We start from the raw sequence: 26124 nt of genomic DNA on the forward strand, positions 1-26124 counted from the left end.
GTCCGGTAAGCCGCGCAGCAGGGCCGCGGCACGAAGCGACGGGCGAGGCATGCAGGGGACAGCAGCAGGCGGTGTGAAGTGACCGGCACAGAAGACATTCCTGTCCTGGACGCCGGTCCGCTGCAGGTCCTTGCCACGGAAGTGGGTCCCGCCTTCGCAGAGGCCTTCATGGACGACTACCTGCAGATGTTGCCGGAGCGGGCGTCGAAGATCCTGCGCGGCCTGGCCGGCGGTGATCCGCGGATGGCGGCCGACGCCGTCGTGAGCCTTAGAGCGACCTCCGCCATGGCGGGAGCACTGCGGCTGGAGCGCTGCTGCAAGGAACTGGAATCCCGCATCCGGCGCGGGCAGCGGCTGGAACCGGACGCGGTCAGGGCAGTGCTGTACGCCAACATCCGGCTGCTGTTGCGTGAAGCCGGACGCCAGGGGCACCTCCCGCAGTCCAGGCCAAAAGGCCAGGACGCTAAGCCGCAGGAGCCGAAACCGCAGGAGCCCAACTAGACAGGAGCCGGACTAGAATCGTCGGACAAGATCGCCTGAAGAGCAGCCGAATGGCTGAACCGTTTACAGGAGGATTCATATGAGCCGCACGAGCACCAGTCCAGTCGCCCCGGTCGCCGCCTCAGCCGCACAGACCATTTTCCGCGTGGGTCTGGGCAGCGTCCTGATTGCCCACGGCACCCAGAAGCTCTTCGGCTGGTTCGGCGGCGGCGGAATCGAGGGCACCAGCAAAGGGATGCACGCCATGGGGTTCCGGCCAGCCAAGCCAAGCGCAGTGCTGGCCGGCCTTGGCGAAGCGGGGGCCGGCCTGGCCCTCGCGCTGGGACTTGGAACGCCGGCTGCCGGCGCCGCTGCCGCCACCACCATGGGCGTTGCTGCCAGCGTGCACGCCCCCAACGGCTTTTTCGCCACCGAGGGCGGCCTCGAATACCCGGCCGTCCTCGGCCTTGCGGCAGCGTCCTTCACGATCGGCGGGCCGGGGAGCTTCTCCCTCGATTCCCTCACCGGCCACGTCCTGGACCGCCCCTGGATGCGGGCCTTTGCCCTGGCCGTCATTCCGACCGCCATCGCCATTCAGGTGTACCGCCGCCAGAAAGCCCTGGCCCACGACGCATCCGGACCGGACTCCGGAGGGAGCCCGGACGCCGCAGGTTAGGCGGCTAGACGTACTTCTTGAACCACGCCAGTGTGTCGTTCCAGGCGGCCGTTGCCTGCTGCTCGTTGTAGCGGTCGCCTGTGTCGTTGTGGAATGCGTGGTCGACGCCGGGATAAACCTTGAGCTGGTTCCGCACGCTGGTGGCGGCGAGGGCATCCCGCAGTTCCGGCATGGCGCCGGTGATCCGGTCGTCCAGCTCGGCGTAGACGCCAAACACAGCGGGTTTGATGGCCGGAACTTTGTCCAAGTCGGGTGCCGGCCCGTAGAAAGCTGACGTGGCTTTGAGGCCGGTGATCTCCACCGCGGACTGCCAGGTGATGCCGCCGCCGAAACAGTAGCCGGTCATGGCAATCCGGCCAGGCTCCACGAAGTCCTGCTTCTGCAGGTAGTCGAAGCCCGCTGAGAAGTCCCCGACGTGCCGCTGGGCGCCGGCCTGCGTCAAAGCACCCGGAATTGCGTCCCGGTCCAGGCTCGCCGTGCCGCCTTCCCTGCTCAGCAGGTCGATCGCCAGGGCGGCATAGCCTTCCTTCGCGAAGCGCCGGGCCACGTCCTGGATATGGGGGGTCAGCCCGCGGTTCTCATGGCAGACCAGGACGGCGGGCCCGGGCTTACCCGACTCGGGCCGGGCGAGGTACCCGCTGATCTCGGTGCCGGCGGACGGGAACTTCACTGTCGCCGTCGTAATCCCTGCCGCACCCTCGGGAACGGACAGCGGGCTCTTTGCCCCCGGAACAGCGCCACCGGAGGCGGTTCCCGTCGCGGAACCGGATGTGGGTATGGGGGTGGGCATGGGATCGGTGCTCCGCGGAACTTCCTGCGGCGTGCAACCGACCAGGAGCATGGCGGCAGACGCGGCAGCCATGCTGCCGGTGATGAAGGCCACCCGGCGGGTGAAGGTGTGGTGACTCAGGGCCCCGGCGCGGTAATCGTCGAAAAATTCCTCGATCAGGTACTTCTCAAACTTGCCAAGCTGGGTCATCACGGCCTCCTGGAGTTGGTGCCGCCTATCCTCCTCCGACCGCCAAAACCGGGCAAGGGCACCCCCGGACTGTCAGGCGTGCACGCCGCCTTTCAGGCCTCTGGCGTAGGCGGCCTGTCCCGCGTGCTGCAGGCAGTCGGCAACTATGCTGACCAGCCGGACGCCGAACGTGACCGGCGGGTCCCAGCGGGTATCGACGACCCGGTCAAGGTCATCATCACCGAGGTTGTTCAGGACGTCGACGGTTTGCCGGTGAACGGCGTCGTAGTACTCGAGCAGGAGATCCCCCGGGGCCCGCACGGCGTCGACCTCGTCGGACGAATGGCCGTAGCCGGTGTCCCGTTCGGGGAGCGGCAAGCCAAAGCGGCCAGCAAAGCCCTGCGAGGTCCAGACCTCAGCCAGCCCCGCAGCCGAAGCGACCTGCGCGTCCTCCCCCCGGCTGAGGTGCCAGATCAGCCAGGCAATGGAGTTTCCGTTGCCTGATGGACGGCGGATCAGGGTATCGTCGTCGATCCCGTTGAGCGTGGCTTCCACGATTTCACGGATGCGGCCAAAGGCGTCCAGCAGCAGTTCGTTGGATTTCATTGGGTCCCCTTACATTTGGCTGTGGGCGGCGACGGCGGGATCAGAGCCGATGCGGGCGCCGGCCTCAAGGGCGGCGATCGCGTTAATCTCGGACGGTGACAGCACGACGTCGACGGCGGCCAGGTTGTCCCGCATGCGGCCGCTGTTGGCTGACTTTGGAATGACGATGGTGCCTTGGGCGAGGTGCCAGGCCAGTATTACCCGGGCCGGGCTGATGTTGTGCTTGTCTGCGGTGGATGTCACTGCTCCAGCGTTCAGGTCAGCACCCTGGCCCAGCGGGCTGTATGCCTCGACGGCGATGCCCAGGGTGCGGCTCTTCGCCGCCAGTTCGGGCTGTTGGAATGTCGGGTGCAGCTCAAACTGGTTGACGGCCGGAACCACTTCCGCCGACTGGAGGAGCGTGTCCAAATGGTCCGCCAGGAAATTTGACACGCCGATCGCGCGGATCTCGCCGTCTGCGTGCAGCGACTCCATGACTTTCCATGCCTCGTTGAAAAGGTTCCGGGACGGCACCGGCCAGTGGATCAGGTACAGGTCAACGTAGTCGACGCCCAATTCGCGGCGGCTGTTCCGGAAGGCTTCCCGGGCTGTGCCCTGCTCGCCGTTGCGCAGCTTGGTGGTGAGGAAGATGTCCGCACGTGGGATTCCCGAGGCGGCAATTGCGGCGCCGACGGCGGCCTCGTTGCGGTACGCCGCCGCCGTGTCGATGTGGCGGTAGCCTGCTTCCAGGGCGTCCTCCACAATGCGCTGGGTCTCCTCCGGCGGAACCTGGAAGACGCCGAAGCCGAGCTGCGGGACCTGGACGCCGTTATTTAGGGTGACATTGGGAACGGTGCTGGCAGGAGTCACAGGCATCCTCGAATTCTTCCGGCGTACGGGCGGTCTCCCTAAAGTATGCCTGCCAGGGAGGTCGCGCGGGCCACCTGGACCATTGGTATGACTCCCAAGAAGACATGCGCCCAACACGGCCAGCGCAATAGTCCAGGTTGTTCTCTGCCGTTTCAGGCCCGCTGCAGGATGCTCTCCCAAAACCATTTCACATCACGGCGCCGGCCCGGCGCCATACTGGTGTCGTAGCCTGACGGCAGCGCCATATCGAGGGGGAAGCCGTGAACAGAGAGACGAGCCAGAGCGGGCCGCACTGGCGGCGCGTTATTGCGGCCCTCGCCAACCACGACGCGCGGACGGCCTACGCACAAATCGTGCTCGGCGTCCCCGACACGTCCACCGGGCCGGCCGGCCGACGGCGGGACCGGGCCATCGCCGCCCTGCTCGAAGCAGGCCTGGTGCAACGCATTGGCAGCAATGGACTGGCGGTGTCGGAGTCGATCTTCCGGGACCTTCTTACCCAACAGCCCAAACGTCAGGCACAGACAGGAGTGGCCCGGTTCGTGCGCCTTGGCCGGATCGACAGGTATCCGGCCAACCAGGCGGAGCGGCGGGAGCTTCTGGCCTGGATTGCCGGCGATACGTTCGAGCCGGGCGAGGAACTCACGGAACGGCAGGTCAATGAGCGGCTCCTCAGTTATACGGACGACGTTGTGCTGCTGCGCCGCTACCTGGTCGATTCCGGCGCGCTGGACCGTACGCCGTCGGGATCCGCCTACTTCCGCCCAAAAGAGGGGTAGGTTCAGTCCCCGCGCGCCTTCCGGGTAGCGGCATCGTTGGCTTTCTGCAGCGCCTCGACAAGTTCGTCCTTGCCCATCTTCGAACGTCCCTCGATGTTCAGTTCCTGGGCCAGCTTGTAGAGGTGGCCCTTTGAAGCGTTCGCGTCGACTCCCCCGGCGGTTGGCGCCCGGGAATCCATGCCCTCCTCCGCGTGCTGGTCTGAGGGGCCGCGATTCTCCTTGGCCTCCCAGTGGTCGCCTACTTTCTCGTAGCTGTGTTTCACTGCTGCGAAGGCAGTCCGGGCGGCACGGCCCTCGTCGTTGCCATAGGACTCCAGGGCTGAATCGTAGGTTTTCGCGAAAGTGTCCTGGGCTTTCTGCTCGGAACGCTGCAGCGTCGAGGGAATTTCGTCCTTGCGGGCGTGATCGTTCCTGCCGGTCTTAGGCATGCCACCACACTCCTTCATCAGCGGGCTAATCGGACGAATCCAGCTTGGCACTTCTGCTGCAGTAGAGGCACATGTTGCGAGGCTGACTGCCCAGCATTCTCATCTGTCCGAGTCACTAACAGCCATTCAGACCGCAATCGAAGCCCGGCTGCGGGACGATGGACTCAACTACCACCTCGTCAAAGGCCGGGTGAAGAGCGCCGAGTCTGTCAAGGGGAAGTTAAGCAAGATAAACCCGGAAGGCACCTTGAAATATCCGAACGGGTTGGACGACCTGGACGATATTTTGGGCGTCCGCGTGATTACTTACATTGAGCCCGACGTCGCCAACGTTGTAGCCGCCCTGGCTGGCCAGTTCCGGGTTTTGGAGACCACGGACAAGAAGGCCCAGCAGGTTAACCGCGGCGTCCTCGGGTACGCGGCCCACCACTTAATCCTTGAAGTCAGCGGGGACAACACACCGATTGGATGCGCCGGATGCATCGTCCAGCGCTTTGGGGTCCAGGTGAAAACTGTCCTGCAACATGCTTGGGCGGAGTTTGAGCACGACGTCCGGTACAAGGCCGTCGGCGCCATTCCGCCGGCAATCGACCGTGCGTTTACCCTCGCTTCCGGCCTCATTGAACTCGCGGACAACGAATTCGTGAAAATACACGAGGCTGTTGCCCGCGAAGAAGTCAGTCTGCCCGCCGACGCAAAAAGCCGCGCCGAGCCCATAACGTCGGATGCGCTGGCGGAGGTTCTATTGGCCGAACTCCCGGACCACCCGCGAAGCAAAAAGGAACAATACGACTGGCTGGTGAATCTCCTCAATGCCATGAGCATCACAACCGTGGAAGAGGCTGTGGAGCTGATCGGCAATGCGGACTGGAACTTTGTGCGGGAAAGAATGGCCTACAAATTTCCCGCCGGACACGTGCGGATTGTCGATGATCTCCTTCTCAAGGAATTCGGAGACCAGTACATCGAGGAAACGAAGGCCCTCGGTGATGACCCCGGCCGTGCATCAAAGCTTCGCTTCCGGCTCAGGAAGCTTGAGTCTTCCTAGCAGCCACGGAGCATCCGCGTGCCCGGCGCTACGCATCCTCCGAATCCAGGTCCAAATCCGGGAGGTCCAGCAGGCCCAGGTCCTCGAGCACCGATGCATCCTCATAGGTGGTCGCGATGCACCGGACCAGGGCCGGCGGTACCCGGAAATGCGTGTCGATTGTCAGAATTCCCTGCCCGGCGAGCGTTTCCAGTTGGCCCAACGCCGCAGTTTTCAATGACTCGACCGTGGCTTTCTCCTCTGGCGACGCTCCCTTCCGAGGATCCAGCACAGCGTCCGCCCGCGGAGGATCTTCCGACGCTGCCGCGAGAAGGATCGACGCCACCGTTGCGGCGACGAGAACTTCCCACGGCCGTTCAGGGTCATAGTCGAGCACGGAGGCCGAGATGAACTGCTCGACGAAGAACACCAGTTCCTCCAGCCGGTCCGAGGTGGGGCCGGCCTGGAAGTAGGCGGCGGCTTGCGACGGCACTGCCTTCGTTGGGCCGATCTTGATCAGCTCGGTGCGGGCCAACGTCTCCCACACCTGCGCCAGCAACGGCACCTCATACATGCTGCGGACCGTCGGCACGGGCTTCTCCGCAACGCCGCCGCTGGCCTGCGGGGCTCCGGCCTGCCTGGGTCCGCCCCTGGCTTTCAGCCCGAGGCACGCAGCCGCCGCTTCGATGTCCTTGGTCCGGAGCGCCCCGGTTGCGGTCACCGGCTTTGCGTCGCCGATCCACTGCAGCAAGGCCGTGGTCCGCTGGATCAGCGGGAGTTCCGAAAAGGCCTTCACGGCGTCCTCGTCGGAGATGACCGGCACGTCAACGAGGGCCCATTCCTCGGTCTCCCCGAGAAGGGCGTTGAGCAGGTCAAGGACGTCGGCGAGCTGATCGGCTGAACCGGACCAACGGTCCGTTTCCTCGAGGAAGTCCACGAACCCGTGCACGGCGGCGATGACAAACTCACCCCGGTCGTCGTCGTCTTCATCTCCCGCGGTCGCGGCGAGGTCGGCAGCGAGCGCCTCGGCCAAAATCACAGGGTCAAGGCTTGTCAGGTCGGCAGCAGCCACCCGGTCCATGTACCGGCCCATGACACTTTCTATGGCCGCCAGGCAGTCCAAAGCGGTGGCGGCAGCGCCGGGCGTGCCGTCATCGAACCACCTAACGAAAGCCGGCGCGAGCGAGTCCACGGCACGTCCGGCCCGGAACGAGCTCAGCGAGGCGGGCGAAGAGGCACGTGCGCCCGAACCCGATCCGCCGGCGCCACCCTTGCGCTTATTCCGGTTCCTGCCGTTCTTGCTCATGCTGCCCCTAATGATTGCACCTTTGGTTCTTACGACGACGGTACTGGCTTTTCGGGTGAGGTGCCGGTTGGCGGACCAGTCCCGGCCGTCCTCCCCCAGCCTATGCGCCGTCCGGCAACGGTCACCTGCCGACACCCGCGAAAATCAGCTGCCGCCGTCGACGGCTGCCCGTAATCCGGCCGAAAGAACGTCGGCGAGGAACGCAAAGCGGTCCACCGGGACGGTTGCCACGGCCTGCTGCGCCGCAGACAGGTGGGGGAAACTCGGCCGAGGACGGTGAGTTCGAGAGCACCGAGGGCGGCCTGTCCGTGATCGCCGGTGCACTGTCGCAGGCAGAATGCAGGGTGGTGCGCCAGTACGACGTCGGCGGCCACCAGGTGTTCTTCGGACAGGTGGTGGCCTGCCGCGACCGCGACGGCGAAGGCCTCGCGTTCAACGCGGGGAAGTTCGGGTCGTTCCGCGACCTCCACCACGACGCCATGCCCTGGACGTTCTAACACGCGGGACGTTCCAGGACACTGGCCGCTCTGGGATACTGGCCGCTGCCGGGCCGTCACCGCGCTCCCTCCGGGGACCGCGGTGACGGCTTTGCCACGTTGGGGCGCAGCACGGCGCAGTTAGGATCCCCGCGTGAGGCTGCGGTTCCGCCCCTGGTAGAGGCGGCGGTAACTGGAGGGTGTGGTGTTGAGTTCGCGCATGAAGTGGAGCCGGAAGTTAGCTGGAGTTCCCAGTCCGGTCCTGTCAGCAATAGCCTGCACGGTAAGGTCGGTCGTTTCGAGCAGCCGGCACGCCTCGGCGATGCGTTGGCCGGTCAGCCAGCGCATCGGTGTTGTTCCCGCCTCCGCCAGGAATTTGCGCGCGAAGCTGCTGGCCGCCCAGCCTGCGTGCACGGCCATGTCGACGACGGTCAGCGGCTCTGCCAGATGCTGCCTCGCCCACGCGCACGTTTCGGCGAAGTGGGCCAGCGGTGCGGCGACCGGGCGTTCGATGAACTGTGCCTGCCCGCCCTCGCGGTGCGGGGCTACGACCATCCGCCGGGCGATCCGGTTCGCTGCCTCGGTTCCGTGGTCGCTGCGGACCAGATGCAGGCAAAGGTCGATGCCGGCAGCAACGCCTGCGCTGGTGCTGACGCCGCCCTCGTCGATGTACAGCACGCCAGGGTCGACGGCGATTGCCGGGTGAAGTGTCTGCAGGCGCTGGGCGTTTCTCCAGTGCGTTGTGGCACGTTTTCCGTCAAGAAGGCCGGCGGCCGCGAGGGCGAAGGCGCCCGTGCAGACGGAAACCACCCGTGCTCCGTTCCCCGCCGCCTCGCGGAGAGCGTCGCAGACGCTGGCAGGAGGATCGGTGAGCGGGCTGAACCCCGGCACGACGACGGTGTCGGCCGACAGCAGGGCTTCGAGTCCCTCCGCAGCGTGGATGGCGTATCCGGTGGTGGTCGGGACCAGGCCGGGTTCGGCTGCGCAGACCCTGAAGGAGTACAGCCGCCGCTCGTCTTCGTGGCCGAAAACCTGCGCTGGAATCGCAAGGTCAAAGGCGACGACGTCCGGCAAGGCCAGCGCAACGACACGGTGCATGAGGCCACTGTACCTACGCGGCAGCCGCCGGGATCCCTGCCGGCAGGATTCTTTTCATACCGGGGATTTTTACCACTCCCCCGTGCTGCCGCCGGTTGGCAGTCTTGGCCCATGAACAACTTTCGGCCATCTGTGTCACCGCCAGCCTCCAACGCTTCAACCCGGTCCGCATCACCTGGCCGGTCCGAGCCGCAGCGCCAGGCGAAAACAGCAGGCCGCCGGCTTCGCAGTCTGGGGTTGGCTGCCGCCATCGTGGCGGGTCTCCTGTTTGCCTCCACAGTTGCCAACTTCGCCATGAACCATGCGGAGCGGACCGCGAGCGCGCCGTACGGGCAAAGGGTGCAGACCAGCCATGGTGCCCTCAACGTCGTCCGCACACCGGGGAACGGAAGGACAGGACAGTCCATTGTGCTGCTCAGCGGGCTCGGTACGCCGGCGCCGGCGCTGGATTTTGCACCGCTCATCCGGGAGCTGGGGGACTTCGACGTCGTCGTTGTGGAGGGCTTCGGCTACGGGTATAGCGACCAGCCTAGGGTGGAGCGCACTGTCGAGAACATTACCGCCGAGCTGCACGAGGCCCTGGCAAAAGCGGACGTGCCGAAACCGTACATTCTTGGTGGCCATTCCATCGCCGGTTTCTACACGCTCGCGTACGCCAACCGGTACCGGGACGACGTCGCTGCGGTCGTCGGCATCGACCCCACAGTACCCGCCGTCCCGACTCTACATGCGGACCAAACCGGTGTCCCCGCCGTCGGTATCAACTGGGAAGGCCTGGTGGCTGCCAGTGGCCTGCTCCGGTGGGCGGCCATGCTCGCACCCGGCCTCGTGGAGCCGGACGGCACCGCCTACACAGCCGGTGAACGGGAGCAGATGCGTCGCATGGCCAACTGGAACTTCGGCAACCCTGCCGTCGTCGACGAGACCAACCGGATCGCTGACAACGCCCGCAAGGTGCAGCCGCTGCGCTATCCGGCCGACCTGCCCGTGCTGATTTTGCTGGCTTCCGCGAAGGAAACCGCTCCGGACCCGGCGCTGCACGAGAGCCGGCTACGTAATGTCCTTCACCATGAAATTGTGATGCTCCCGGGCGGGCATTACCTGCACTGGACCCATGCACCAGAGATGGCCAGCAAGATCAAAGCCTTCGTGGCAACCACTGGCAAGTGATCAGAGAACGACGGCGGGCGCCCCCGCGCCGTCGTCGGCATCAGGACCTCACAACACCGGCGGGCGGTACTTGGCCGGGCGCGGGGCTAATGGTGTCACCGTCCAGGAGTTGCTGTTCGCCGCGCACCACCTGATTGACGTAACCGGTGAGGCGGTTCGCCTCGTCGCGGTAGTCGCCGGGGTCGGCGAGGGGCATCGTCGCCTGGACAAACAGGGTCCCGTTCTTGGCCGCCACACGGAGGAAATGGGCGGGGCGCCGGCCCTCCGTGATGATCGTGGCAATCACGGCAAAGCTTTGGTCAGCGTCGGTGAAGGCCGAGGCCCGCTGGTACGTCGCGGTGAACGAGCCATCCTCTATCGTCAGGTTGGCGGGGGAACAGTCCGGCAGCTTGAAAATGGAGGGGAAGGCCAGCGCCAAAACGGCATCACGGTCCGCGGTGACGGCGACGAACACGGGCTCGGCACGGGTTCCGCTGAAAGTCCCCGCGGCCGGCAATCCCGCGGTCATCAACATGCCCCACGCCAGCACCCCCGAGCACTCGGCCGGACTCACCCGTGCCGCACCCGCACCGAAATGCAGGGACTGATTCTGGTCCCACAACGGTCCCCCGGTAAGGACCTTGCCCGAAGCTCCGCCCGGCCCTGCCACCAGACCGGCCAAGGCCTCCACCTCGGCCTGGGAGAAGAGGCGGGCGCCTTTCGCGGGAGCAGCCCCTGAGCTGGTGGTTCCGGCCTCGGGAACTGCGGCGTCCCGGCCGACGTCGACACCGTCCACCGGTGCGGGCGACGCCGAAATGGGCGATCCGGGCGCTGTCCCGCCAGGTACTCCCGGAGCGCAAGCGGTCAGAAGGCACATCAAGAGTGCTGTCCCCCAAAAACCGCGACCTATCTTTCCCGGCGCCATCATGCTGCCCCCCAACCTCGACCTTTGGCTCCGTCATCTCCCGCGCCGCAACTCCCCCGCATCCCGGGGGGCAGGGATTCTTGTATCAGTACGCTCCTCTGCACTCCCCGCGGGCAAAGCTTCCTGGCAGAGAAGGAAGCGTCCACCAGCAGCGATGTGACCCGTCAGGGTACAGTATCTGCGTCCCGGGCTTTTTCTGCCTCGTAGGATCGCAACCCATGTTTCACGCCCAAGCGAATGATCCAGTACAGCAGAGTTGCACCAAGAGCCACGGGCAGAACGAAGGTAGCCACGGCGATGACCGAAAGGATATCCAAAAGCTTTTCCCCTATGCGCTTTTACGGACAGCTTCTCACAGCGCTTGCCTATGGGAGCACCTGCCTACGGGTTGATGGCCACAGCGTCGCCATCGCATGTCACCAGGAGGCCCGCGCCGGCAGCACTCAGCCGGCAATCCTGGTCCTCGACCCTCGGCCAGCCTGAGAATTCCGGCGCTTCGCGGCTGAACTTGTACGTGAAGTCGTCCTGCTCCGTGTAGATGAGCACGACATCCCCGTCGAAGTCGTCCTGAACGACGAGAACGGACTGGCCTTCCGGGGCCGCCACCTGTACATAGTCGCCAAAGCCAACGGCTGCCAGGACCCCGGGTGCGAGATTGACTTGCCAATCTGTGAGCGGACCGTAGACTCAGCCCCATGTCGACTGGGGGAACGAACGCGGTCTGCCGCGCTGAGGCTCTAATTGTTAGCGCGCTGCTGGCGATCAGCATGGCCGCCTGCAGCTATGAGGATGACATCGAGGGGCAGCTGACGGCGGCTGGGCCCAAGAGCCGCCCCGCACCTTCCCTGCCGACGAAGGATCGTGAGGTGCTGAGCGCGGAAGCAACCAACTTCGCCGAGCTGAAGAAACGCCTTGCGGCAGCAACCGGCTCTGTGCTTATTGACGATTCCGGACCGGCCGACGGGCCGGGGGTGGGCTTCCGAAAGTCCGCAACAGTGAAGGTTTCCGGGGCGTACAGAATTACAGCGGCGTGCGTTGGCATCGACGGCGTGCAGATGCTCCTCGACAAGGATCCAGGAACCGGGGCAGAGCCAATTTCGCTCACCGTCGATTGCTCGGAGGTCCTGTCCCAGGTCGTAGAACTGCAGGCCGGATACGTTGGCGTCAGCCTGATACGGAATGATCCAACAGGTCCATGGACAGGCGCCGTGGCCGGAATAAAGATCGCCCGATGAGACGTCCCGTTAAAGTACGCCGGCTGGTTGGTCCTGGGTTCCTCTGCCTTCATCAAGGGATGGTTTATTGCAGTCGCGTTCTGGGCCGTACCTGTATGCCTGATCGTTGTCCTGCGGGAGTTGACGGCCGAGCCGGCGGAGAGCAGCCCTACCAACGTGGCGGGCATCGCGCTTTATGGTGCTGTGGTACGCGTTCGGAATCGGCCTTGTGTTCGCCGCGCCGCTGGCACGGGCACTCAGTTGCCTCCTCCGCCCGGTGCCCAATCAATGGATCCACGTTGCCGTCTTCTTTGCCGTGCCGACACTGGTGTTCTGGGTCCAGGCCGGCAGCTGGCGCAGCCGTTACCCGAAGTCCCCGGTCACTGCGAGACGCTGAAGAACGTTTTCGGGTCGTCGGCGCCCAAGAGATCGTGATGGAACGGGGCGGCGTCGACCGGCCGGGTGTCCACGAAGAGTACCGCCACCGTCCTTGAGTGGACGACGGTGTACCGGGTTGCTTCCTCCACCCAGGAATGGATCCCGGTGTACTCCTCGACGCATAACCCGTCGCCGAGCAGGCGCCGGTCCTCGAGCAGTCCGTAAACAAGATTCCAGGCGAGATCCATCAGTTCGTGGATCGCCGCCTCCACCGTTGGAGCCGTCATGCCCTCATAGTCCCACCAGGCACTGACACCGTTACGGAGGCAATCCGCGTGTCATCAACCTCAGAGAGATTTAGGAACGCATTCCCCTCCTTGCACCCGGCTTGAGCAAAGCTTGAGCGACTGTAGGCGGCCGTGTTTTTTCTTGATCGAGTATTGACCGGTACCGCAACGATCCTTGAGGTTCCCCCGCGAGAGTGATCAATACCGGCACAGAAGACCGGTCGCACTCAGTCCGCGGGTCGGACTCCTTCAAGAAACGGACGTTCGCCATCATGGGTCTCAACCTGAACTCCACTACCGGCAAGGTCGTCGTATCCCTGGCTCTGGTCGGCAGCGCAGCAGCCGTCGCCGGGCTGGGCACCTACGGTGCCTTTACATCCACCACTTCCGCGTCCACTGACGTCTCATCCGGCACGGTGTCCATCGCCCTGGGCTCCGGCGCTGCCAACCGCCTCAGCGTGGCCGCCACTGGCCTGGTTCCCGGCGACACCGTCCAGCGCGCAGTCACCCTGACCAACGCCGCCGGAAACCAGGCGCTGGCCGGTATCAAACTGACCACCACGGCACCCACGTCTTCCAAGCTGGACACCGACCCGAACCTGGGCCTGCAGCTGACCATCGACAGCTGCTCCGTTCCATGGACCGAAGCAGGCACCGCACCGGCCTACACCTACTCGTGCACCGGCATCACGAACAGTGTCCTGGCCTCCCGCGCCGTCATCGGCACCGATCTTTCGCTGACCAACCTCACCACTGTCGCGGCCAACAAAACAGACAACCTCCGGGTCACCCTAACCCTGCCCACGGGCGCCGACAACACCTTCCAGGCCAAGAGCAGCACCATCGACCTGGCGTTCACCGGCACCCAGCGCTCCGGCACCGACAAGTAGCCCCCGAACGTCCCCTCCGCCGTCTGACCCCCAACAGCGGCGGAGGGGGCCCATCCCCGAAGGCAGGCAGCCATGGCATCAGCAACAGAAGCCCCTGCGCCCGGCACAGCGAAACCCGAAGTTCCGTCGGCCAACACACTGCGCACGGCTCGCCGCATCCTGGTCCGTGCCGTGACCACCGCGCTCATGGCTGCCGCCGTCGCCGCTTTCCTGTTCCTCGCCGTCGGCCCCCGGTTTCTGGGCTACCAGACGTCCACCATGCTCACTGGTTCCATGGCCCCGCTGATCAACCCGGGCGACGTCGTTGTCTCCGTCCCGACCCCGGTCAGCTCCCTGAAGGCCGGCGACATCATCACTTACAAGATCCCCGTCGGGGACCAGCGCGTCGAGACGCACCGGATCGTCGAACTCAAACGCAACAGCAACCGGACAACGGTGCGGACCAAAGGGGACGCCAACAACGGCGCGGACCCATGGCAGGCAACGATCCAGGGCGACACCGTGGACGTGCACGCCGCCACCGTCCCCTACCTTGGAACGGTGATCCGGTCCCTGCGCGAACCGGCGGTCCTGATCGTCCTGACCTATGGGGCCCCGGGCATCCTAGTGCTGACGCTTCTGGCCAGGATCTGGCGGAAGGGGCCTCGCCCCGTCAACGGGTCCGGGGACGGGGCGGACGGTGCGCCGGCGCACTCGGCTGGCTGAACCGCCGCCCGTACTGGCCCCGGAGTATCTTCTGGAGCTGGCGGAGGGGTCCACAAACGCGGCGGCTGAGTCGTTCGCGGCGTCCTACGCGGCACTGCTGCCCGGGCGCGTTGACCGGATCATACAGAGCGTCGGCACCGGCAACCGGCACAAAGCCACCGAGGCCGCGCTCAGCCTGAAAGCGGCATCGTCGATGGCCGGAGCGCTGAGGATGAGTCACCTATGCGGGCAGATGGAACAAGCCCTGGTCATGGCTGATATGGCGGAGGCTGTAATTGTGGTCCATAACATCAAGCTGCATCTGCCGGACCTTCAGGAAGCCCTCGCCGCCCGCCCGCCAATTACGTAGGCACCAAACCAACAGCCCCCGACGAAAGCCGAAATCCGTGCCCAGTACACGTCAGCCCGCCGACACGAAAAACGTGTGCCGGATCCGGCGTGCCGTCTGCGCCACCGCGGTGGCGATGCTGCTGGCGGGCGGGCCGGCCATCGCCCAGGCAGCGTTCAGCGGCAAGGCATCCGGCCAGCTCACCGCGTCCACTTTGGTCCTCGCCCTCCCCGTCGGCGCCAGCGTCACCGCAACGTGCGGCAGCGGCCGTTCCCTGGACGTCACCCTCAACAGCTACGGAACGGTCCCCCGGGCCACCTCCTACCAGTTCATCCTCCTCGACCCGAGCGGCGCCGCGGTGCAAACCACCAACGGGACATACTCAGCCCACCCGGCAACCAAAGGCACGTGGACGTACCAGGTCCGCGGCAACTATGCGGCCGCCCCTGGCAACGTCTGGACCGGAACCCCCTACCAAGGCACTGTTATCTGCTGAACGTCGCCTTCGTGGTCATCGTGGTGTGTTGCGACAGTGTCTTGTCGGCATCAGCCAGGGAAATGCATGAAAAATTGCACTTGAGCCCCGAGCATAGTGTCGCCGGGCTGGGAACCCGCCCTGCCGTTCAGTGTCTGGAGGTCGACGGCGGACTGGGTTAGGAAGCCATGTCCCGGAGGGTGGACCGCTGGCCCACCGCCGCCGACCGAGTCTAGTGTCCATGCTCTTCCTTGGAAGTACCATGGCGCTCCTTGGAAAGCCATATGGCCGTCCGTTTATGGGGTGGTTCCGTGGGGCGAAATCGGTCGGTGCCGCGAGGGAAAGGTTGCCAGACGGATTCCCGTGTTACGGAGGGCGAGGCCGGCAGCACTGGCAGGCACCAGAAAATGGGAGGCGGGTGTGGCACCTCGCAGGTATGGGCGGAGCTGCTTACGGTGCGTGTTCTCGTAAGCAGCGAACGCCGCGGAATAGTCATCGGGGTGCGACTTGAGTGCGTCGCTGAGGGTTTTCGCGGCAACGATCGCGTTACTGGAACCTTCGCCAAGCAGAGATAGGCAGTCCGCGGCGTCTCCGAGCAGGCCAATGCGGCCGTTGTTCCATCGGGGCACCCGTATGCGGGTGACCGCGTCGAAGTAGACATCGTCCGCGGTCTCCCACTCAGCGAGGACCTGTGGCGAGAGCCAGCCCGCATGCGCGTAGCTGTGCCGGAGAAGTCGCATCGGAGCCTGTCTGTCTTGATGATCAAAGGCTTGGACAGACCGAAATATGAATGCGGCCAACGGTTTCCCCCCGGCCGGGTGGACAGACAGCGAGATCCCCGGCTCGTTGTACATGACCACGGTGCGAGGGTCACCGACGGGCATTAGGGTGCGCAACGTGCCGACGAACATTGCGAAACCACGGGCGAAGTCGGCTTCGGGGCCAAAAGCGATGCGGCGAACATTGGAATGCAGACCGTCGGCACCGATGACAAGGTCGAAGCGGCGCGGCGGGACCTGCATGAACTCGACGTCGACGCCGCCGCGGTCCTGCCGCAGCCGAGTCACCGACTCGTGGTGAAGAATCTCCGCCTGCCCGTGGACGCTCTCCAGCAGGGCGGCGGCCAGGTCTGCGCGCGCGATTTCCACTTCTTCTTCTGGATCGGAGCTCTTACGGGTAGCAATCGCAGCGCGCACGCGCCCACGCCGATCGACGAACACCAGTCGTTCCGTCCGGGTCGCCTGTTCACGGAGCTTTGCCCAGATGCCCATTTCCCGTGCGATGGCAGCCGCGCCCCCACGCACGTCGACGGGGTTCCCGCTCGACCGGATGGCGGTCGCCTTCTCCACGACGGTGACGTTCCATCCGCGCCGCGCCAGCCAATATGCCGCACTCGAGCCGGCGATGCCAGCACCCGAGATCAGTACACTCGTTGCCCTCACGGCAACATTATTGTTCCTGACTCGTTGATCCTCACCAGCCGTGACCGTCAGCCGATAGCGCAGTACATCCGGCCCGTCGATGCTGGCAGGATAGCCGTGTGACGAAGCGCCGGGAGGCTGCCCCGCATCCGGAACGGGCACGGATGTACCGGAGTGGCCTCACCCGCGGCCAGATCACGAAACTGGTCGGAGCCGCGACGTCAAGCGTCGGTGGCCATTGGGCCGCCGCTGGGGCCGCCCACCCGAGATTGCAGTCCGCGCATGAGGCGGCTGCCGCCCTGAAGACAGCACAGACGGCGCCGGCGCTGGCCTACCGGGACGGCCTGAAGACCCTTTCGGTGTGGCAGACTCCGGCCGGGTCATAGGCTGACAAAGCATGGTGGGAGGAGCGGCTCGCGGACCTGGTCGAATGCCGGGCCGCCGGCATTTGGCTGCACCACCAGCGGGCCGACGGCGGGGCCGGAAGCCTCGCGAGCACGGGAAGCCACGGTAAGGCACCGTGCAGCCTGCCGGCAGGTTTGAGCTGAACAGCTGGCCAGGGCGGGGGCTTCATGAATCCGAATACGGGAGGTCTCCTCGCCGCCGCCCCCCTCACCGCATTTGTTCAGCTGCCCCGTACATCCCGTCGACCCGGACGCAGAGCGACGACGGCACTGGCTTGGGAAAATCTTGAGAACACCCCTCAAATAGGGGGTTAAAGCGAGCTTCGCCTCTCAGGTTCACCCCGCGTTTCACAATGTGTGTCCCGCACACTGGTCTTGTCGCTGAAGCAAAGGTAGCCGCGAACCGCAGCTTCAGATCGCCGGGTCCGTGACACTCCCCCAGCTTTCGGGCCCGGCGGACAATCTCTCCTTCAGAGGATAACCAGGATGAAGGCGCATCGATGGCAGCTGAGACGCTCAGGCCAGCGCCCCGCAGCCGGCGGGAGAAAACCTCGAGCAGGCACTCTGCGCCGGCATGGAGGAGCCCTCCGGACCGGTCAGCTCCTTCTCCATCCCCGGCACACCGCAGCCGATAATGCTGCCGGCCAAGAGGCCTACAGCCGCCAAGCGGCGCTGGAAGATCGTCAGCATGGAAACCGACCAAGGACCGTTACAGCTGGCTGCCAGCGAAACAGCGCTGAGGTTCCTGGAGCCGGAAGACGGTCGCTTCCGGCCCTCGACCCTCGATCCGGATGGACCCGACATCAGCGAGGCCCACTGTGAGTTCCACGGCGAATCCACTCATGCCAGCATCCTCGCCCGCGTACGGGACGGCGGCTTTGATGTAGTCGAGCACAGCCAGATCCTCGGCGTTCGGCTCGCTACGTTCGATAAGGAGGGTCTGCACCATGTACACCAGATCGACTCGGCTGATCGTGTACGCGTCGGTGCTGACGGTGAGGGTGCCGGTGTACCGGGGGCCTCCAGGTTCGTCAATGCCATGCTCAGCTCACCAGCTTCCTCCACGACCGGCCTGCTGGCGGCGATCTGCCAGTCATCATGCTCCCGTCCCAGGAAAGTCGAGTACCTCGGCAGCACCAGCGACCACGGCGGCCGGCGAGGTGGCGTCCGCCTCCCCGGTGCCTCCTCCACCAAGCCCGGTTCCAACTCGACCCGCATACCCCACGGCGCGGAAAGGAACCGAGTGCCGCCGTCGAGCGTGACGTCCCAGAATCCATTCCCGAAATAGATAAAGGAACCCGACTCGCCTTCCATACCGGTCTCCGGCATGAATTCCGTGGCGAAACGGCCGGCCAGGACCTCCGGCTCCGCGCCGGCCAGCAGACCGATCAGCTGCTGATGGTTCGGTGTCATCGGTCGCGGCCCGTCAGGACGTACGCTCGTCAATCATTTTGTCCACGGTTTCATCATCCGGGCAGGACCGCTCATCGAAGGGGCACTTGCCGGAGCCCAGCACTCCCCCATGGGCGTGAATGACCTCCACACCTGGTGCAGAATGTGGTTGGGTTCTCCAGGATCACCGCCCCGGGTTCCTCGTAACCGCAGACTGCTTTCCGCCAGTCCAGGTCCCGGCAGCAGACGAAGTGCGCCAGCTCATGGGATTGCAGTCGAGCTTGTACGTCACTTCCCAGGCTGGAAAGTTCCGTGGCCCCGGCGTCCTGGATCTCCGTCGGGCTTTCTGTAGATGCCACCATCAACACCTCTTTTCGTCACCGCCATGCTATCGGCCGCCTCAGAGGCGGACAGGCTTATCCGGGTCCTGCCGCGCCGGAAACGCCAAGACCCGCCGTCACGACGGCGGGTCTTGGCGTGGTGGTTCGTACTGGGCCAGTTTAGGTGCGCTTCCTGGCGCCTGTCCCTGCGTGTTTCTTTATATGGCGGGCGGCCAGGGAAGCCCTGCTTCACGGAGCCCCCGGAACGTGCCAACGTTCGTTGGCCGACGCTTTCGGCGCATGAATGTCAACAGGTGATATTGACGGGCTTGGGGGCGCTCCTCCAGGCGTTCGAGGAGCCAGGCACCCGGCACTGGATAACAATCGAGTAGCTCCAGACGCCGCCGGAGGCGTTTGTTGTTCGTGATCGGGGTCAGCGTGGGAGGGTCTGTCACGCTGAACCGAAACTTGCCGCTGCTGAACCAAGGGCGCCGAGTCCAAATCGTTCCTAGTCAAAGAGATCTGCTTTGTGAGACGGCGTCCCGTCCTGGCTAACCCCCGAAAAGCCTTCGGCCTATTTTGGCAAAGACGCCCTTCTCCAGAGAGGAGTCGATGATGGTGGCTTCGCCCGAGAAATCTGTCCCCCGCTCCGTGACGGGACGGCGGCGGTTGTCCCAGTCGACCGTTTTCAGTGTGGGGTTGTACACAGGCGGCGTTACGCCTGCCGCTTGAAGCGTGTCCAACATCCAAGCCGGGACCTTATCCATCGTTCGCGGAAAGGCAATGAGTTCCGATTTCAGCGTTTCGGCATCGGAGGGCCGCTCTTTTTGACCGGACGACTCAAATAGGCCCTTCGTCAGGATTTCCTCGTCGAACACCTCAAGCCGTCCCGGAGCGTCCGGGTACAGATAGACACGATAGGTCACCCATGTTCCTTCCCCCGGAACATAACACCGTGCGCGCACTTCCAGAAGCCAACTATCCATGGCTTCGTCCGAAAATTCCGTGTCGAAGTCGGGAAAGCCCCATTCCCCGTTCCGCAGTACGTCCTCGTACCGACGGGACATGCTCTGTTGGATGAGGGAGGTGCTGACGATAGCCTCCGCCCCATACCCCGGGCCGCCCTCTGAAAACGCCTCCTTCTGCAGCCTGATCAGGCCGTCGGATATAAAGGCATTGTCAATCGTCTCGCTCTGCCGCATGATGCTTGCCCCCTACGACTTCGGCATGTTGTTGAATGGAATGGTGGTCAACTGTTCTCCTGTGAAGCCATGGCGAAGCCGGAACCTGGCCGGCAGGCCAGGTCTGGCACTGGGAGTCGTTGTCATCGACCAATTCAAACTTACAGGTTGTCCTGCCCCTAATCGCCTCTTCACCTCAGTGACGATGTCCGACTCCACCCTGCCGAATCTGACCGAATCGATTTCCTCGCCTATTCCACGGTTCTGCCAGGAGTGCTGAGGAAAGAGTCCAGCCCGTTCGCCGATAAATCCCAAGGCCGACGGGGCGGCGTGCCCGCCATCGTAGCCTGGCCCGCCGAGCCGCCCGGCCTTGAGCTGCTGCCAGCCATTTCGGTTCGCGTCTCCGACAAGTGTTGACGAGATGTGCCCCTTCGCCGAAGCCAGGTGCCCATGGCTGTCCATTACCAATGTGAAGGTATTGTGCAGGCCGCCATCTACCTGTGCGACAACGTTGTACGTCACGTTCGGCATCGGCTTATTCAGCTCGGGCGACCAGGCTCCCTTCACGCCGGCGTAGGTGTCCACACGTGTCACGGCACCGGTGGCGTCGGTGTAGTACTTCTCTACGCTGTCAGCTTGCAGCAGACCGGTTTCATCCTTCATTTTGCCGCGATGCTCGATGATGTACTCGGTGTTGGGCTTCAGGCCCGTTCGGGCAGCGAAGTTGTCCCTGCGAGAGACCGGGAACGTCTTATCTCCGTGCCGGAGAACAACGGTCTCACTAATGTGATCAGGCCTGACGAACGGTTCCGTCTTGACGCTTGGCGAGGTTGGCCCTGTCCCGGTCGACGGGCGTTCCGGAGGCACAAAGGCCGGCGGATTAGCCTCCCGAATTGACGCGGCTTTATTGTCCAACCAAGTGGCTGGACGCGGCGCGTCGACCGGCAGGGCCGCCCCGTGGGCCAGCGCGTACTGGGTTTTGGGCACTGCATGGTCAACAGTCCGGAGTCCCTCGGCTACCGCTGTCATTGCTGTAGCAGCTGTTCGTTGGGTGCCGGCGACGGTTTCCGCCGCCGTCGATTTTGCTGCGTCCAGCGTTGAGAAGACGGCGACACGTGCATGGGTCATGGTGTCGAGGACTTTTGCTGTCGTCTGAGGCATCAGCACATCGGAGATTTTCAGGGTGAGCGACCCCGGTTTGGCCAAGAATGCTCCGGCTGATTCCAGTCCGCTCGCGGTTCGTCCCAGCGCCGCGGACAGGTGGCCCAAACGTGCAGTGTCCATGGTGGCAATACTGAGTTTCTCGGCCACCAGGCCGGCCCTGCTGACCGCGGTTCCCGATTTCACGGCAGCGCCTGCCCCGCCGCCAATGGCGAAGGAGGCAATTCCGGTTAGCGTTGCACCGAAAGCCCAAGATGCATTTGTCTCGGCCTCTTCCGCGTGCGTAAACGACAACAACTGTTGACGCAAATCGAAGGACGACGGGTTTGAGATCAACGCGTTGATTCCACCCCACGCCGCATCCCGTTTGGATTGGTCTCCTGTCAGGGTCAGCGACCAGACGCCGTCCACAAGCTCCACCGCTCCGGCCCCGATGCCTTGCAGTAAACCGAGGGTGCCGTTCGGGCGGTACGGCACCACCTCCCGCCCCCAAGGGTGGTCGGCATCGTTATTGGCGATGCCGACGGCGGAACCGAGGTTGTACAGGACCTCGTCCACGAAGTTTCCGGAGGGTTTGTGGGCCGCGGCAGGTTCCTGAGAATAGGCTTCGCCACCCGAGACCCCAGCGAGAGCGGACGCACAGGTGTTCTGCGCTTCAAGGTATGCGTTGTAAATGGCCATGGCCTCGGCCTGGAGCTCGTTCCGGCGACCGCTCAGATCGGCGTCCCCTGTCCAGTCCTGATGGACCTCGCTCCTGATCTGTTCGCCTTTCACCATGGTGACTGTCTCGACCTTGGTGGGAAACGACCGGATGTCCGCGTCAAGGGCGTAAACCCTTTGACCGTATTGCTCCAACCGCGCCTTGAGCTCCCGGCATGTGCCCGAAAAACTGGAAAGCGCCGCGGACGTTGCCTGCCCTTGATCCAGTACGCGGGCCGAGACGGGTGTCACCCTGTCGAAGGCGGTGAGCACGATCGGCGCCTCGTCAGAGGCGTACGAGGTTCCCAGCGTCTGCCATTGTCTTGCAGACGCAGCAACTGCCTCATGGAAACCTTGGGTATGCGACTTCAGCCCCGCGGCGGCGGCGTCGAGAGAGTCGACATCGGGCAGCCGGCAACCGGCCGTCGGATCCAGGCCCGAGGGACCGAGTGCGACACATACTTCCGGAGATAAGACCATTGTGCTGAGACCTTCTGTTGCGTCACATCGGTGCCGGGCCGTGGAGACCGGGGCGTGCAGAATGCTCTGAAGTGATAACGGCTGCACTCCGTTGTGAGGCTGCGGCCATCGTGAGGTCGCCTTGCTCGTAAAAGCTCAAGGCTTGGGCGGTCGAAGTGAAAATCGTCCCGGACCGTTCCAGGACCTCGCGGGTCGCTGGGGCGATACCCGCCGTCAGCACATCGCTCAGCGCTGCGAGCACTCCGGCCGCCTCCCCTGGTATGGCAGCGGCAGCCTCGTTGAGTGAAGTTTCGATGCCCGTCAGTTCCGGCTCGACAGCGGCTAGCTGCGTGGCCGCGGACTTGATCGTGGCAGCGCTTGCGGGCACGTCAATGTTCCAGACTCCGACCATGAAAACCAGGTTCCTCTAGCCGATGCTCTGCACCGCGTTGCGGGCAGAGGTGGAGGCCGTGGTTGCGGTTTCGTCGTTCTGGCTCAGCGTGCCGCGGACCAGGGCGATGATCGCCTTGACTTCGGCCGCGGCGTTGCCCCAGCGGGCTTCCACGGCCTGGTACTCGGCGTCTACGCCGTCGGCACGGAAGTCGGACATGGCCTGGTTGATGTCGGACTGGCGCTGCGCGATGAGGCTCTCGAGCTGGGAGGCGAGGGCCTGGATGTCGCCCTGGACCTGGGATGAGACGTTGGTGTCGTACGCGATGCGGTTGGCAGTCATTTTTGTGTCGGAGCCTTAGCGGCCCCTGCTCCGTTTCAGGTTCAGAGAAAGGATTGCTGCGGAAAGACGGCGGGAGCCGGTATTAGCCGGCGCGGCCCTGAAAGCGTGCGGCGTCGAAGTTCGCCGATCCCTCGCCGCGGCGGGCGTTGTCGCTGGCGGCCAGATCGCCCTGCTGGAAGGCGGTATCCATGCCGGACTGGCCGTGGACGATGGAGGCGAGGGCTGCGTTTAGCTCCGAGGCGACCAGGTCGGAGCGGTTTTTGAAAGAGTCAAAGGCGGCTTTGCCGGCACCACTGAACCGGCCCTCCAGCGGTGTAACGGCATCCACGAATCGCCTGACGAGGGCACCAAGATCCTGATGTGATGCGTCGGTCTGCTTGTTGAGGTTGCCCAGGGTGTCAGCACCCATGTCAAAAATAGCCATCGTTCCCCCCAGTAGGAATTAGGACTGCGCCGGCGCCGGTCGGCACCGAACACCGTTAACAGCATGGACAACCCGGATAGTTAAGTCCAGTCGATGCAGTAAACAGGGTAAGAAACATGGCTTGACTTGCACTGGAAAAGTGCCGCGATAGGTTTAAAGGCTGATTGGCACGTCGGCAAGCATGGACATGCCTACGGTGAAGTCTGAAGGGGAACGAAGCATGGCGGAAGACTACGATTCCCGGCTATTGGAGTCCGCGCGTGTGCGGAAGCACCGGCTCGATGATTCCCTCTTGTTCGGCAGGAACCCCGAGGAACGGACCTACACGACGGCGACGGCAAGACTAATGCAGTCACTCCTGCTGGCCGCTCTCATCGCCGCCATCTGTGTCGGCTTTAGCTTTGTCCAGCACCTGCTGGACGAACAATCTGCCCGTCAGTCCGCACGGGCGGCAGGCGTAACCGTTTTTGAGGGGACCCGATGAGCAGCGTCCTGAGTCGGGTCACCGTCATTGCTCCGCACCGCCATCTGGATCTGAGGCTTCCCTCCGACGAACCGGTGGCTTCACTGATGCCCCAAATCCGGACGCTCATGGATGACCGGGAACCCCCGAAAAATGCGGTCAGTGGCAGAGGCGGTGCACTCACGTCGTCAGTATTGACCACGAGTCTGGGCCTCACTCTGGATGGCTCGCTGAGCCTTCGGCAGGCGGGCATCACTGACGGCGCTTTGCTTTACCTGCGCGACGAACGCGACGTGCCCCCGGCTCCCGATGTTTACGACGTCCCTTCCTTTGCGGCGGATGCGACCGAGCGGCTTCCTGCGCTGTGGGCAGGTTCGCTGCGAACCATCGGACTCTCTGCTGTCGCAGGTCTGCTGCTTGCGGGTGCCGGCATATCCAGCGTGCTTCTGGGCAGCCAGAGCGGTTATGACGGCGTTCTCGCCGGGGTTGTCTTCGTCACGGTCGCCATGCTGGCCGGCGCCCTTGTTGGCCGGTGGCGGTCAGTGCCTGCAGGGCTGGCCCTCCTGTGCGCCGGAGTGGCTGTTGCGGCAGCGGCCAGCACCGTCGCAGGGCCAGGCCCCGGGCCATTGCTGCTTACGGCGGCCATTGTCGTTGCCATGGTGGGGTCCGCCGTCGCGACGGGCAGGCATATCCCCTTCCTGTCCTGCGCCGCACTGCTCCTAGCGTTGGGAGGGGCTTGGGCGGTTCTGGCGTGGAGCACAGGCGATCGGGCAGTGGCGGCAGGGCTGGCCGGCATCGCCGCGATCTTCGCGCTGGGTATCGCCCCTCGACTGAGCACCGTCCTGACAGGCCTGAGCGGACTGGACGACGACCAGCGGCAAGGCAAACGCATTTCCCGGAGCAACACCCTCGACGCCGTCCACTCAGCCCATGCAACACTGACCGGGTGGACCCTGACGGCGGCAGCGATTGCCGCGGCTTCAGCGATCGTCACCGCCTCTGCCACGGACCGGCTTCCATGGGCGGCCCTGTTGTCCATCGCCCTGCTCGGATCGCTGACGTTCCGCGGGTATTCCTTACCGCTGCTGGCGCAGCGGGCAGGAATTTACGTGGCAGCAGCGGCCGCCTGCCTGGGCGTAACAGCAGTTTTTGCGCTCACGCTCGGGCAGCCACTGTTGCTCTGCGGCGGCGCCGTTCTGGCCGTGCTCGTGCTGGTTGCCGCGATGGTTCGTGTCCGCCCTCAGGCAGCCGCACGTCTCCGGGTAACGGCGTCCCGCCTGGAAGTGCTCTGTGTACTTTCGACCATCCCCTTGGTCCTGGGACTGTCCGGGGCCTACACACAACTAGGACAGACCTTTGGCTGACCAACCACGCACAGGATTCCCGCTTGGCAGTCCCGCAACCGAGGCACCGGTTTCACCGGAGACGGGCCAGACCCCGCAGCGTCCGACGCCCCTTGGCGGGTTCCCGGGCATGACCCCCACGGCCAACCGGATGACAGACAGCTTGGCACCGGCCACGCGGGCCGACGTGCCTGCAGCCACGCACGTCCCAAGCGCTCCGCGGCCAACCCCGGCTGCCACGGCCCGCCCCGCAAAGACCCGCAGGAACGGCGGGGACACCCTGTGGGAGCGCATCCGTTTTGAAGTCACCGATGCCGTCACATCCGGGGCCTTGTCCGAACGGCTTATCCGGGCGTGCGCGGCGGTTGAAGCGCCGATAACCACGGGACGCCGCATCGTGGTCATCGGAACCGCGGGAGGCGTGGGAACGTCCACGATCACAGCCGTGCTGGCCAAGCTTCTGGGCAGCATCCGCCAGGAGCCCATCATGGCCGTGGACGCCACGGATCAGGCCGGGAACCTGCTCCACTATCTGGGTGCTCCCGGATCGGCTACAGTGTCCGCCCTAATACAACAGATCCAGATCCAGCCGGTCCGAAGCCTTCCCGAAGCCACTGCCAACGCCGCCGCCTGCGGCAACCAGGTCTTTGCGGTGAACCGCCACAACGTGCCCGCATTGGCGGACAACCCGATCAACCCCAAAGAGTGGACGGACGTATCCTCCGCGCTGTCCCGCTTCATGGCTGTGACACTGGTCGATGCCGGCAACGCCCCGCAGTCCCGCCACTCCGCCGCCCTCCTGGAAACGGCCCACGCGGTCGTACTGGTCTCGCCTCCGGGAGACTCTGCAATGGCACGGCGCGCGTCCATCAGGGACGCTTTCACCGGAACGTTCCCGCACCTACAGCAGTTGGAGGTCACGGTGCGGTCCAGGGAACCTCAGGACCGGTTCCTGGCTGATGGGGTGCTGCCGTTCGACCGGCACCTCGCTGCGGGAGGCGGGCTACAGCTCAGCAGGCTGGGCGCCAGGACGAGGATCGCAGCCACCGAAATTGCTGGCATGGCCCTTCTGGCAGCCAACAGAGACTAA

At 64.6% G+C, this 26124-nt stretch carries 31 protein-coding genes; 16 read left to right on the forward strand and 15 right to left on the reverse strand.

Annotated elements, in window-relative coordinates; all coding sequences use genetic code 11:
- Nucleotides 1-78: 78 nt before the first annotated feature.
- Nucleotides 79-501 carry an Hpt domain-containing protein gene (locus tag ACFRAH_RS10440; RefSeq protein ID WP_377990815.1) on the forward strand — a complete coding sequence of 141 codons (423 nt, stop codon included), beginning with the start codon at nucleotides 79-81 and terminating at the stop codon, nucleotides 499-501.
- Between the two features lie 79 nt (nucleotides 502-580).
- Nucleotides 581-1156, forward strand: a complete 576-nt coding sequence (locus tag ACFRAH_RS10445) for a DoxX family protein (protein ID WP_377990816.1) — start codon at nucleotides 581-583, stop codon at nucleotides 1154-1156.
- 4 nt (nucleotides 1157-1160) lie between these two features.
- Here ACFRAH_RS10445 and ACFRAH_RS10450 read toward each other — a convergent pair whose 3' ends face one another.
- From ACFRAH_RS10450 to ACFRAH_RS10460, 3 genes are all read right to left on the reverse strand, one after another.
- Nucleotides 1161-2135, reverse strand: coding sequence for a dienelactone hydrolase family protein (locus ACFRAH_RS10450; RefSeq protein WP_377990817.1), 975 nt, complete (start codon nucleotides 2133-2135; stop codon nucleotides 1161-1163).
- A 72-nt stretch (nucleotides 2136-2207) separates the two neighbouring features.
- The gene (locus ACFRAH_RS10455; RefSeq protein WP_377990818.1) at nucleotides 2208-2720 is read right to left on the reverse strand and encodes a DUF664 domain-containing protein; all 513 of its coding nucleotides are present in this window, start codon (nucleotides 2718-2720) and stop codon (nucleotides 2208-2210) included.
- 9 nt (nucleotides 2721-2729) lie between these two features.
- A complete protein-coding gene (locus ACFRAH_RS10460; protein ID WP_377990819.1) occupies nucleotides 2730-3575 on the reverse strand; it encodes an aldo/keto reductase in 846 nt (281 codons plus the stop codon).
- Nucleotides 3576-3829: 254 nt separating this feature from the next.
- On the opposite strand from ACFRAH_RS10460, the gene ACFRAH_RS10465 reads away from it, so the two are divergent.
- Nucleotides 3830-4348, forward strand: coding sequence for a DUF2087 domain-containing protein (locus ACFRAH_RS10465; RefSeq protein WP_377990820.1), 519 nt, complete (start codon nucleotides 3830-3832; stop codon nucleotides 4346-4348).
- A 2-nt stretch (nucleotides 4349-4350) separates the two neighbouring features.
- Here ACFRAH_RS10465 and ACFRAH_RS10470 read toward each other — a convergent pair whose 3' ends face one another.
- Nucleotides 4351-4776: a ChaB family protein gene (locus tag ACFRAH_RS10470; protein ID WP_377990821.1), complete on the reverse strand. Its 426-nt coding sequence runs from the start codon at nucleotides 4774-4776 to the stop codon at nucleotides 4351-4353.
- Here ACFRAH_RS10470 and ACFRAH_RS10475 point away from each other — a divergent pair.
- On the forward strand, nucleotides 4775-5824 hold the full coding sequence (locus tag ACFRAH_RS10475; RefSeq protein ID WP_377990822.1) for a GTP pyrophosphokinase family protein: 1050 nt from the start codon (nucleotides 4775-4777) through the stop codon (nucleotides 5822-5824). The genes ACFRAH_RS10470 and ACFRAH_RS10475 overlap by 2 nt on opposite strands.
- A 28-nt stretch (nucleotides 5825-5852) precedes the next feature.
- On the opposite strand, the gene ACFRAH_RS10480 is transcribed toward ACFRAH_RS10475, so the two are convergent.
- A complete protein-coding gene (locus ACFRAH_RS10480) occupies nucleotides 5853-7109 on the reverse strand; it encodes a hypothetical protein (RefSeq protein WP_377990823.1) in 1257 nt (418 codons plus the stop codon).
- Nucleotides 7110-7333: 224 nt separating this feature from the next.
- On the opposite strand from ACFRAH_RS10480, the gene ACFRAH_RS10485 reads away from it, so the two are divergent.
- Nucleotides 7334-7606, forward strand: coding sequence for a flavin reductase family protein (locus ACFRAH_RS10485; RefSeq protein ID WP_377990824.1), 273 nt, complete (start codon nucleotides 7334-7336; stop codon nucleotides 7604-7606).
- 120 nt (nucleotides 7607-7726) lie between these two features.
- Here the strand turns inward: ACFRAH_RS10485 and ACFRAH_RS10490 are convergent, their stop codons facing one another.
- Nucleotides 7727-8683, reverse strand: coding sequence for a GlxA family transcriptional regulator (locus tag ACFRAH_RS10490; RefSeq protein WP_377990825.1), 957 nt, complete (start codon nucleotides 8681-8683; stop codon nucleotides 7727-7729).
- A 237-nt stretch (nucleotides 8684-8920) separates the two neighbouring features.
- Here ACFRAH_RS10490 and ACFRAH_RS10495 point away from each other — a divergent pair, with 237 nt between their 5' ends.
- Nucleotides 8921-9853: an alpha/beta fold hydrolase gene (locus ACFRAH_RS10495; protein WP_377990826.1), complete on the forward strand. Its 933-nt coding sequence runs from the start codon at nucleotides 8921-8923 to the stop codon at nucleotides 9851-9853.
- A gap of 40 nt (nucleotides 9854-9893) precedes the next feature.
- On the opposite strand, the gene ACFRAH_RS10500 is transcribed toward ACFRAH_RS10495, so the two are convergent.
- Both ACFRAH_RS10500 and ACFRAH_RS10505 read right to left on the reverse strand, forming a co-directional pair.
- Nucleotides 9894-10628 carry a hypothetical protein gene (locus tag ACFRAH_RS10500; RefSeq protein ID WP_377990827.1) on the reverse strand — a complete coding sequence of 245 codons (735 nt, stop codon included), beginning with the start codon at nucleotides 10626-10628 and terminating at the stop codon, nucleotides 9894-9896.
- 510 nt (nucleotides 10629-11138) lie between these two features.
- Nucleotides 11139-11363 carry a hypothetical protein gene (locus ACFRAH_RS10505; RefSeq protein WP_377990828.1) on the reverse strand — a complete coding sequence of 75 codons (225 nt, stop codon included), beginning with the start codon at nucleotides 11361-11363 and terminating at the stop codon, nucleotides 11139-11141.
- An 89-nt stretch (nucleotides 11364-11452) separates the two neighbouring features.
- Between ACFRAH_RS10505 and ACFRAH_RS10510 the strand changes: the two genes are divergently transcribed.
- Entirely contained in the window at nucleotides 11453-11992 is a 540-nt protein-coding gene (locus ACFRAH_RS10510; RefSeq protein WP_377990829.1) for a hypothetical protein, read from the forward strand.
- A gap of 359 nt (nucleotides 11993-12351) precedes the next feature.
- On the opposite strand, the gene ACFRAH_RS10515 is transcribed toward ACFRAH_RS10510, so the two are convergent.
- The gene (locus tag ACFRAH_RS10515) at nucleotides 12352-12636 is read right to left on the reverse strand and encodes a hypothetical protein (protein WP_377990830.1); all 285 of its coding nucleotides are present in this window, start codon (nucleotides 12634-12636) and stop codon (nucleotides 12352-12354) included.
- Between the two features lie 194 nt (nucleotides 12637-12830).
- On the opposite strand from ACFRAH_RS10515, the gene ACFRAH_RS10520 reads away from it, so the two are divergent.
- The 4 genes from ACFRAH_RS10520 (at nucleotide 12831) to ACFRAH_RS10535 (ending at nucleotide 15055) form a co-directional block, all read left to right on the forward strand.
- Entirely contained in the window at nucleotides 12831-13526 is a 696-nt protein-coding gene (locus ACFRAH_RS10520; protein ID WP_377990831.1) for a TasA family protein, read from the forward strand.
- Between the two features lie 72 nt (nucleotides 13527-13598).
- Nucleotides 13599-14231 (forward strand): signal peptidase I, encoded by a 633-nt coding sequence (locus ACFRAH_RS10525; RefSeq protein ID WP_377990832.1) that lies wholly within the window; start codon nucleotides 13599-13601, stop codon nucleotides 14229-14231.
- A complete protein-coding gene (locus ACFRAH_RS10530) occupies nucleotides 14206-14580 on the forward strand; it encodes an Hpt domain-containing protein (protein WP_377990833.1) in 375 nt (124 codons plus the stop codon). Before ACFRAH_RS10525 ends, ACFRAH_RS10530 begins: the two co-directional genes overlap by 26 nt.
- Nucleotides 14581-14617: 37 nt before the next feature.
- Complete coding sequence (locus ACFRAH_RS10535) at nucleotides 14618-15055, forward strand: hypothetical protein (protein ID WP_377990834.1); 438 nt, start codon at nucleotides 14618-14620, stop codon at nucleotides 15053-15055.
- Between the two features lie 275 nt (nucleotides 15056-15330).
- Here the strand turns inward: ACFRAH_RS10535 and ACFRAH_RS10540 are convergent, their stop codons facing one another.
- Nucleotides 15331-16476, reverse strand: a complete 1146-nt coding sequence (locus tag ACFRAH_RS10540) for an FAD-dependent oxidoreductase (RefSeq protein ID WP_377990835.1) — start codon at nucleotides 16474-16476, stop codon at nucleotides 15331-15333.
- A 98-nt stretch (nucleotides 16477-16574) separates the two neighbouring features.
- Between ACFRAH_RS10540 and ACFRAH_RS10545 the strand changes: the two genes are divergently transcribed.
- Together ACFRAH_RS10545 and ACFRAH_RS10550 are read left to right on the forward strand one after the other, a co-directional pair.
- The gene (locus tag ACFRAH_RS10545; protein WP_377990836.1) at nucleotides 16575-16841 is read left to right on the forward strand and encodes a hypothetical protein; all 267 of its coding nucleotides are present in this window, start codon (nucleotides 16575-16577) and stop codon (nucleotides 16839-16841) included.
- Nucleotides 16842-17433: 592 nt separating this feature from the next.
- The gene (locus ACFRAH_RS10550) at nucleotides 17434-18147 is read left to right on the forward strand and encodes a hypothetical protein (RefSeq protein ID WP_377990837.1); all 714 of its coding nucleotides are present in this window, start codon (nucleotides 17434-17436) and stop codon (nucleotides 18145-18147) included.
- A gap of 975 nt (nucleotides 18148-19122) precedes the next feature.
- On the opposite strand, the gene ACFRAH_RS10555 is transcribed toward ACFRAH_RS10550, so the two are convergent.
- The 5 genes from ACFRAH_RS10555 to ACFRAH_RS10575 all read right to left on the reverse strand — a co-directional run bounded on the left by ACFRAH_RS10555 (nucleotide 19123) and on the right by ACFRAH_RS10575 (nucleotide 23228).
- Entirely contained in the window at nucleotides 19123-19773 is a 651-nt protein-coding gene (locus ACFRAH_RS10555; RefSeq protein WP_377990838.1) for a hypothetical protein, read from the reverse strand.
- 12 nt (nucleotides 19774-19785) lie between these two features.
- Entirely contained in the window at nucleotides 19786-21885 is a 2100-nt protein-coding gene (locus ACFRAH_RS10560; protein WP_377990839.1) for a hypothetical protein, read from the reverse strand.
- Between the two features lie 229 nt (nucleotides 21886-22114).
- Nucleotides 22115-22483, reverse strand: coding sequence for a DUF6507 family protein (locus ACFRAH_RS10565; protein WP_377990840.1), 369 nt, complete (start codon nucleotides 22481-22483; stop codon nucleotides 22115-22117).
- Nucleotides 22484-22498: 15 nt separating this feature from the next.
- On the reverse strand, nucleotides 22499-22804 hold the full coding sequence (locus ACFRAH_RS10570) for a pore-forming ESAT-6 family protein (protein WP_377990841.1): 306 nt from the start codon (nucleotides 22802-22804) through the stop codon (nucleotides 22499-22501).
- Between the two features lie 82 nt (nucleotides 22805-22886).
- Entirely contained in the window at nucleotides 22887-23228 is a 342-nt protein-coding gene (locus ACFRAH_RS10575) for a hypothetical protein (RefSeq protein WP_377990842.1), read from the reverse strand.
- A 220-nt stretch (nucleotides 23229-23448) separates the two neighbouring features.
- Here ACFRAH_RS10575 and ACFRAH_RS10580 point away from each other — a divergent pair, with 220 nt between their 5' ends.
- From ACFRAH_RS10580 to ACFRAH_RS10590, 3 genes are read left to right on the forward strand one after another with little or no spacing between them, the layout of a single operon-like run.
- Nucleotides 23449-23712, forward strand: coding sequence for a hypothetical protein (locus ACFRAH_RS10580; protein ID WP_377990843.1), 264 nt, complete (start codon nucleotides 23449-23451; stop codon nucleotides 23710-23712).
- Nucleotides 23709-25055 (forward strand): type VII secretion integral membrane protein EccD, encoded by a 1347-nt coding sequence (gene eccD / locus ACFRAH_RS10585; protein ID WP_377990844.1) that lies wholly within the window; start codon nucleotides 23709-23711, stop codon nucleotides 25053-25055. The genes ACFRAH_RS10580 and eccD overlap by 4 nt, the downstream gene beginning before the upstream one ends.
- On the forward strand, nucleotides 25048-26124 hold the full coding sequence (locus ACFRAH_RS10590; RefSeq protein ID WP_377990845.1) for a hypothetical protein: 1077 nt from the start codon (nucleotides 25048-25050) through the stop codon (nucleotides 26122-26124). Before eccD ends, ACFRAH_RS10590 begins: the two co-directional genes overlap by 8 nt.

The organism is Arthrobacter sp. NPDC056727 (genome assembly GCF_042790555.1).
GTDB lineage: Bacteria > Actinomycetota > Actinomycetes > Actinomycetales > Micrococcaceae > Arthrobacter.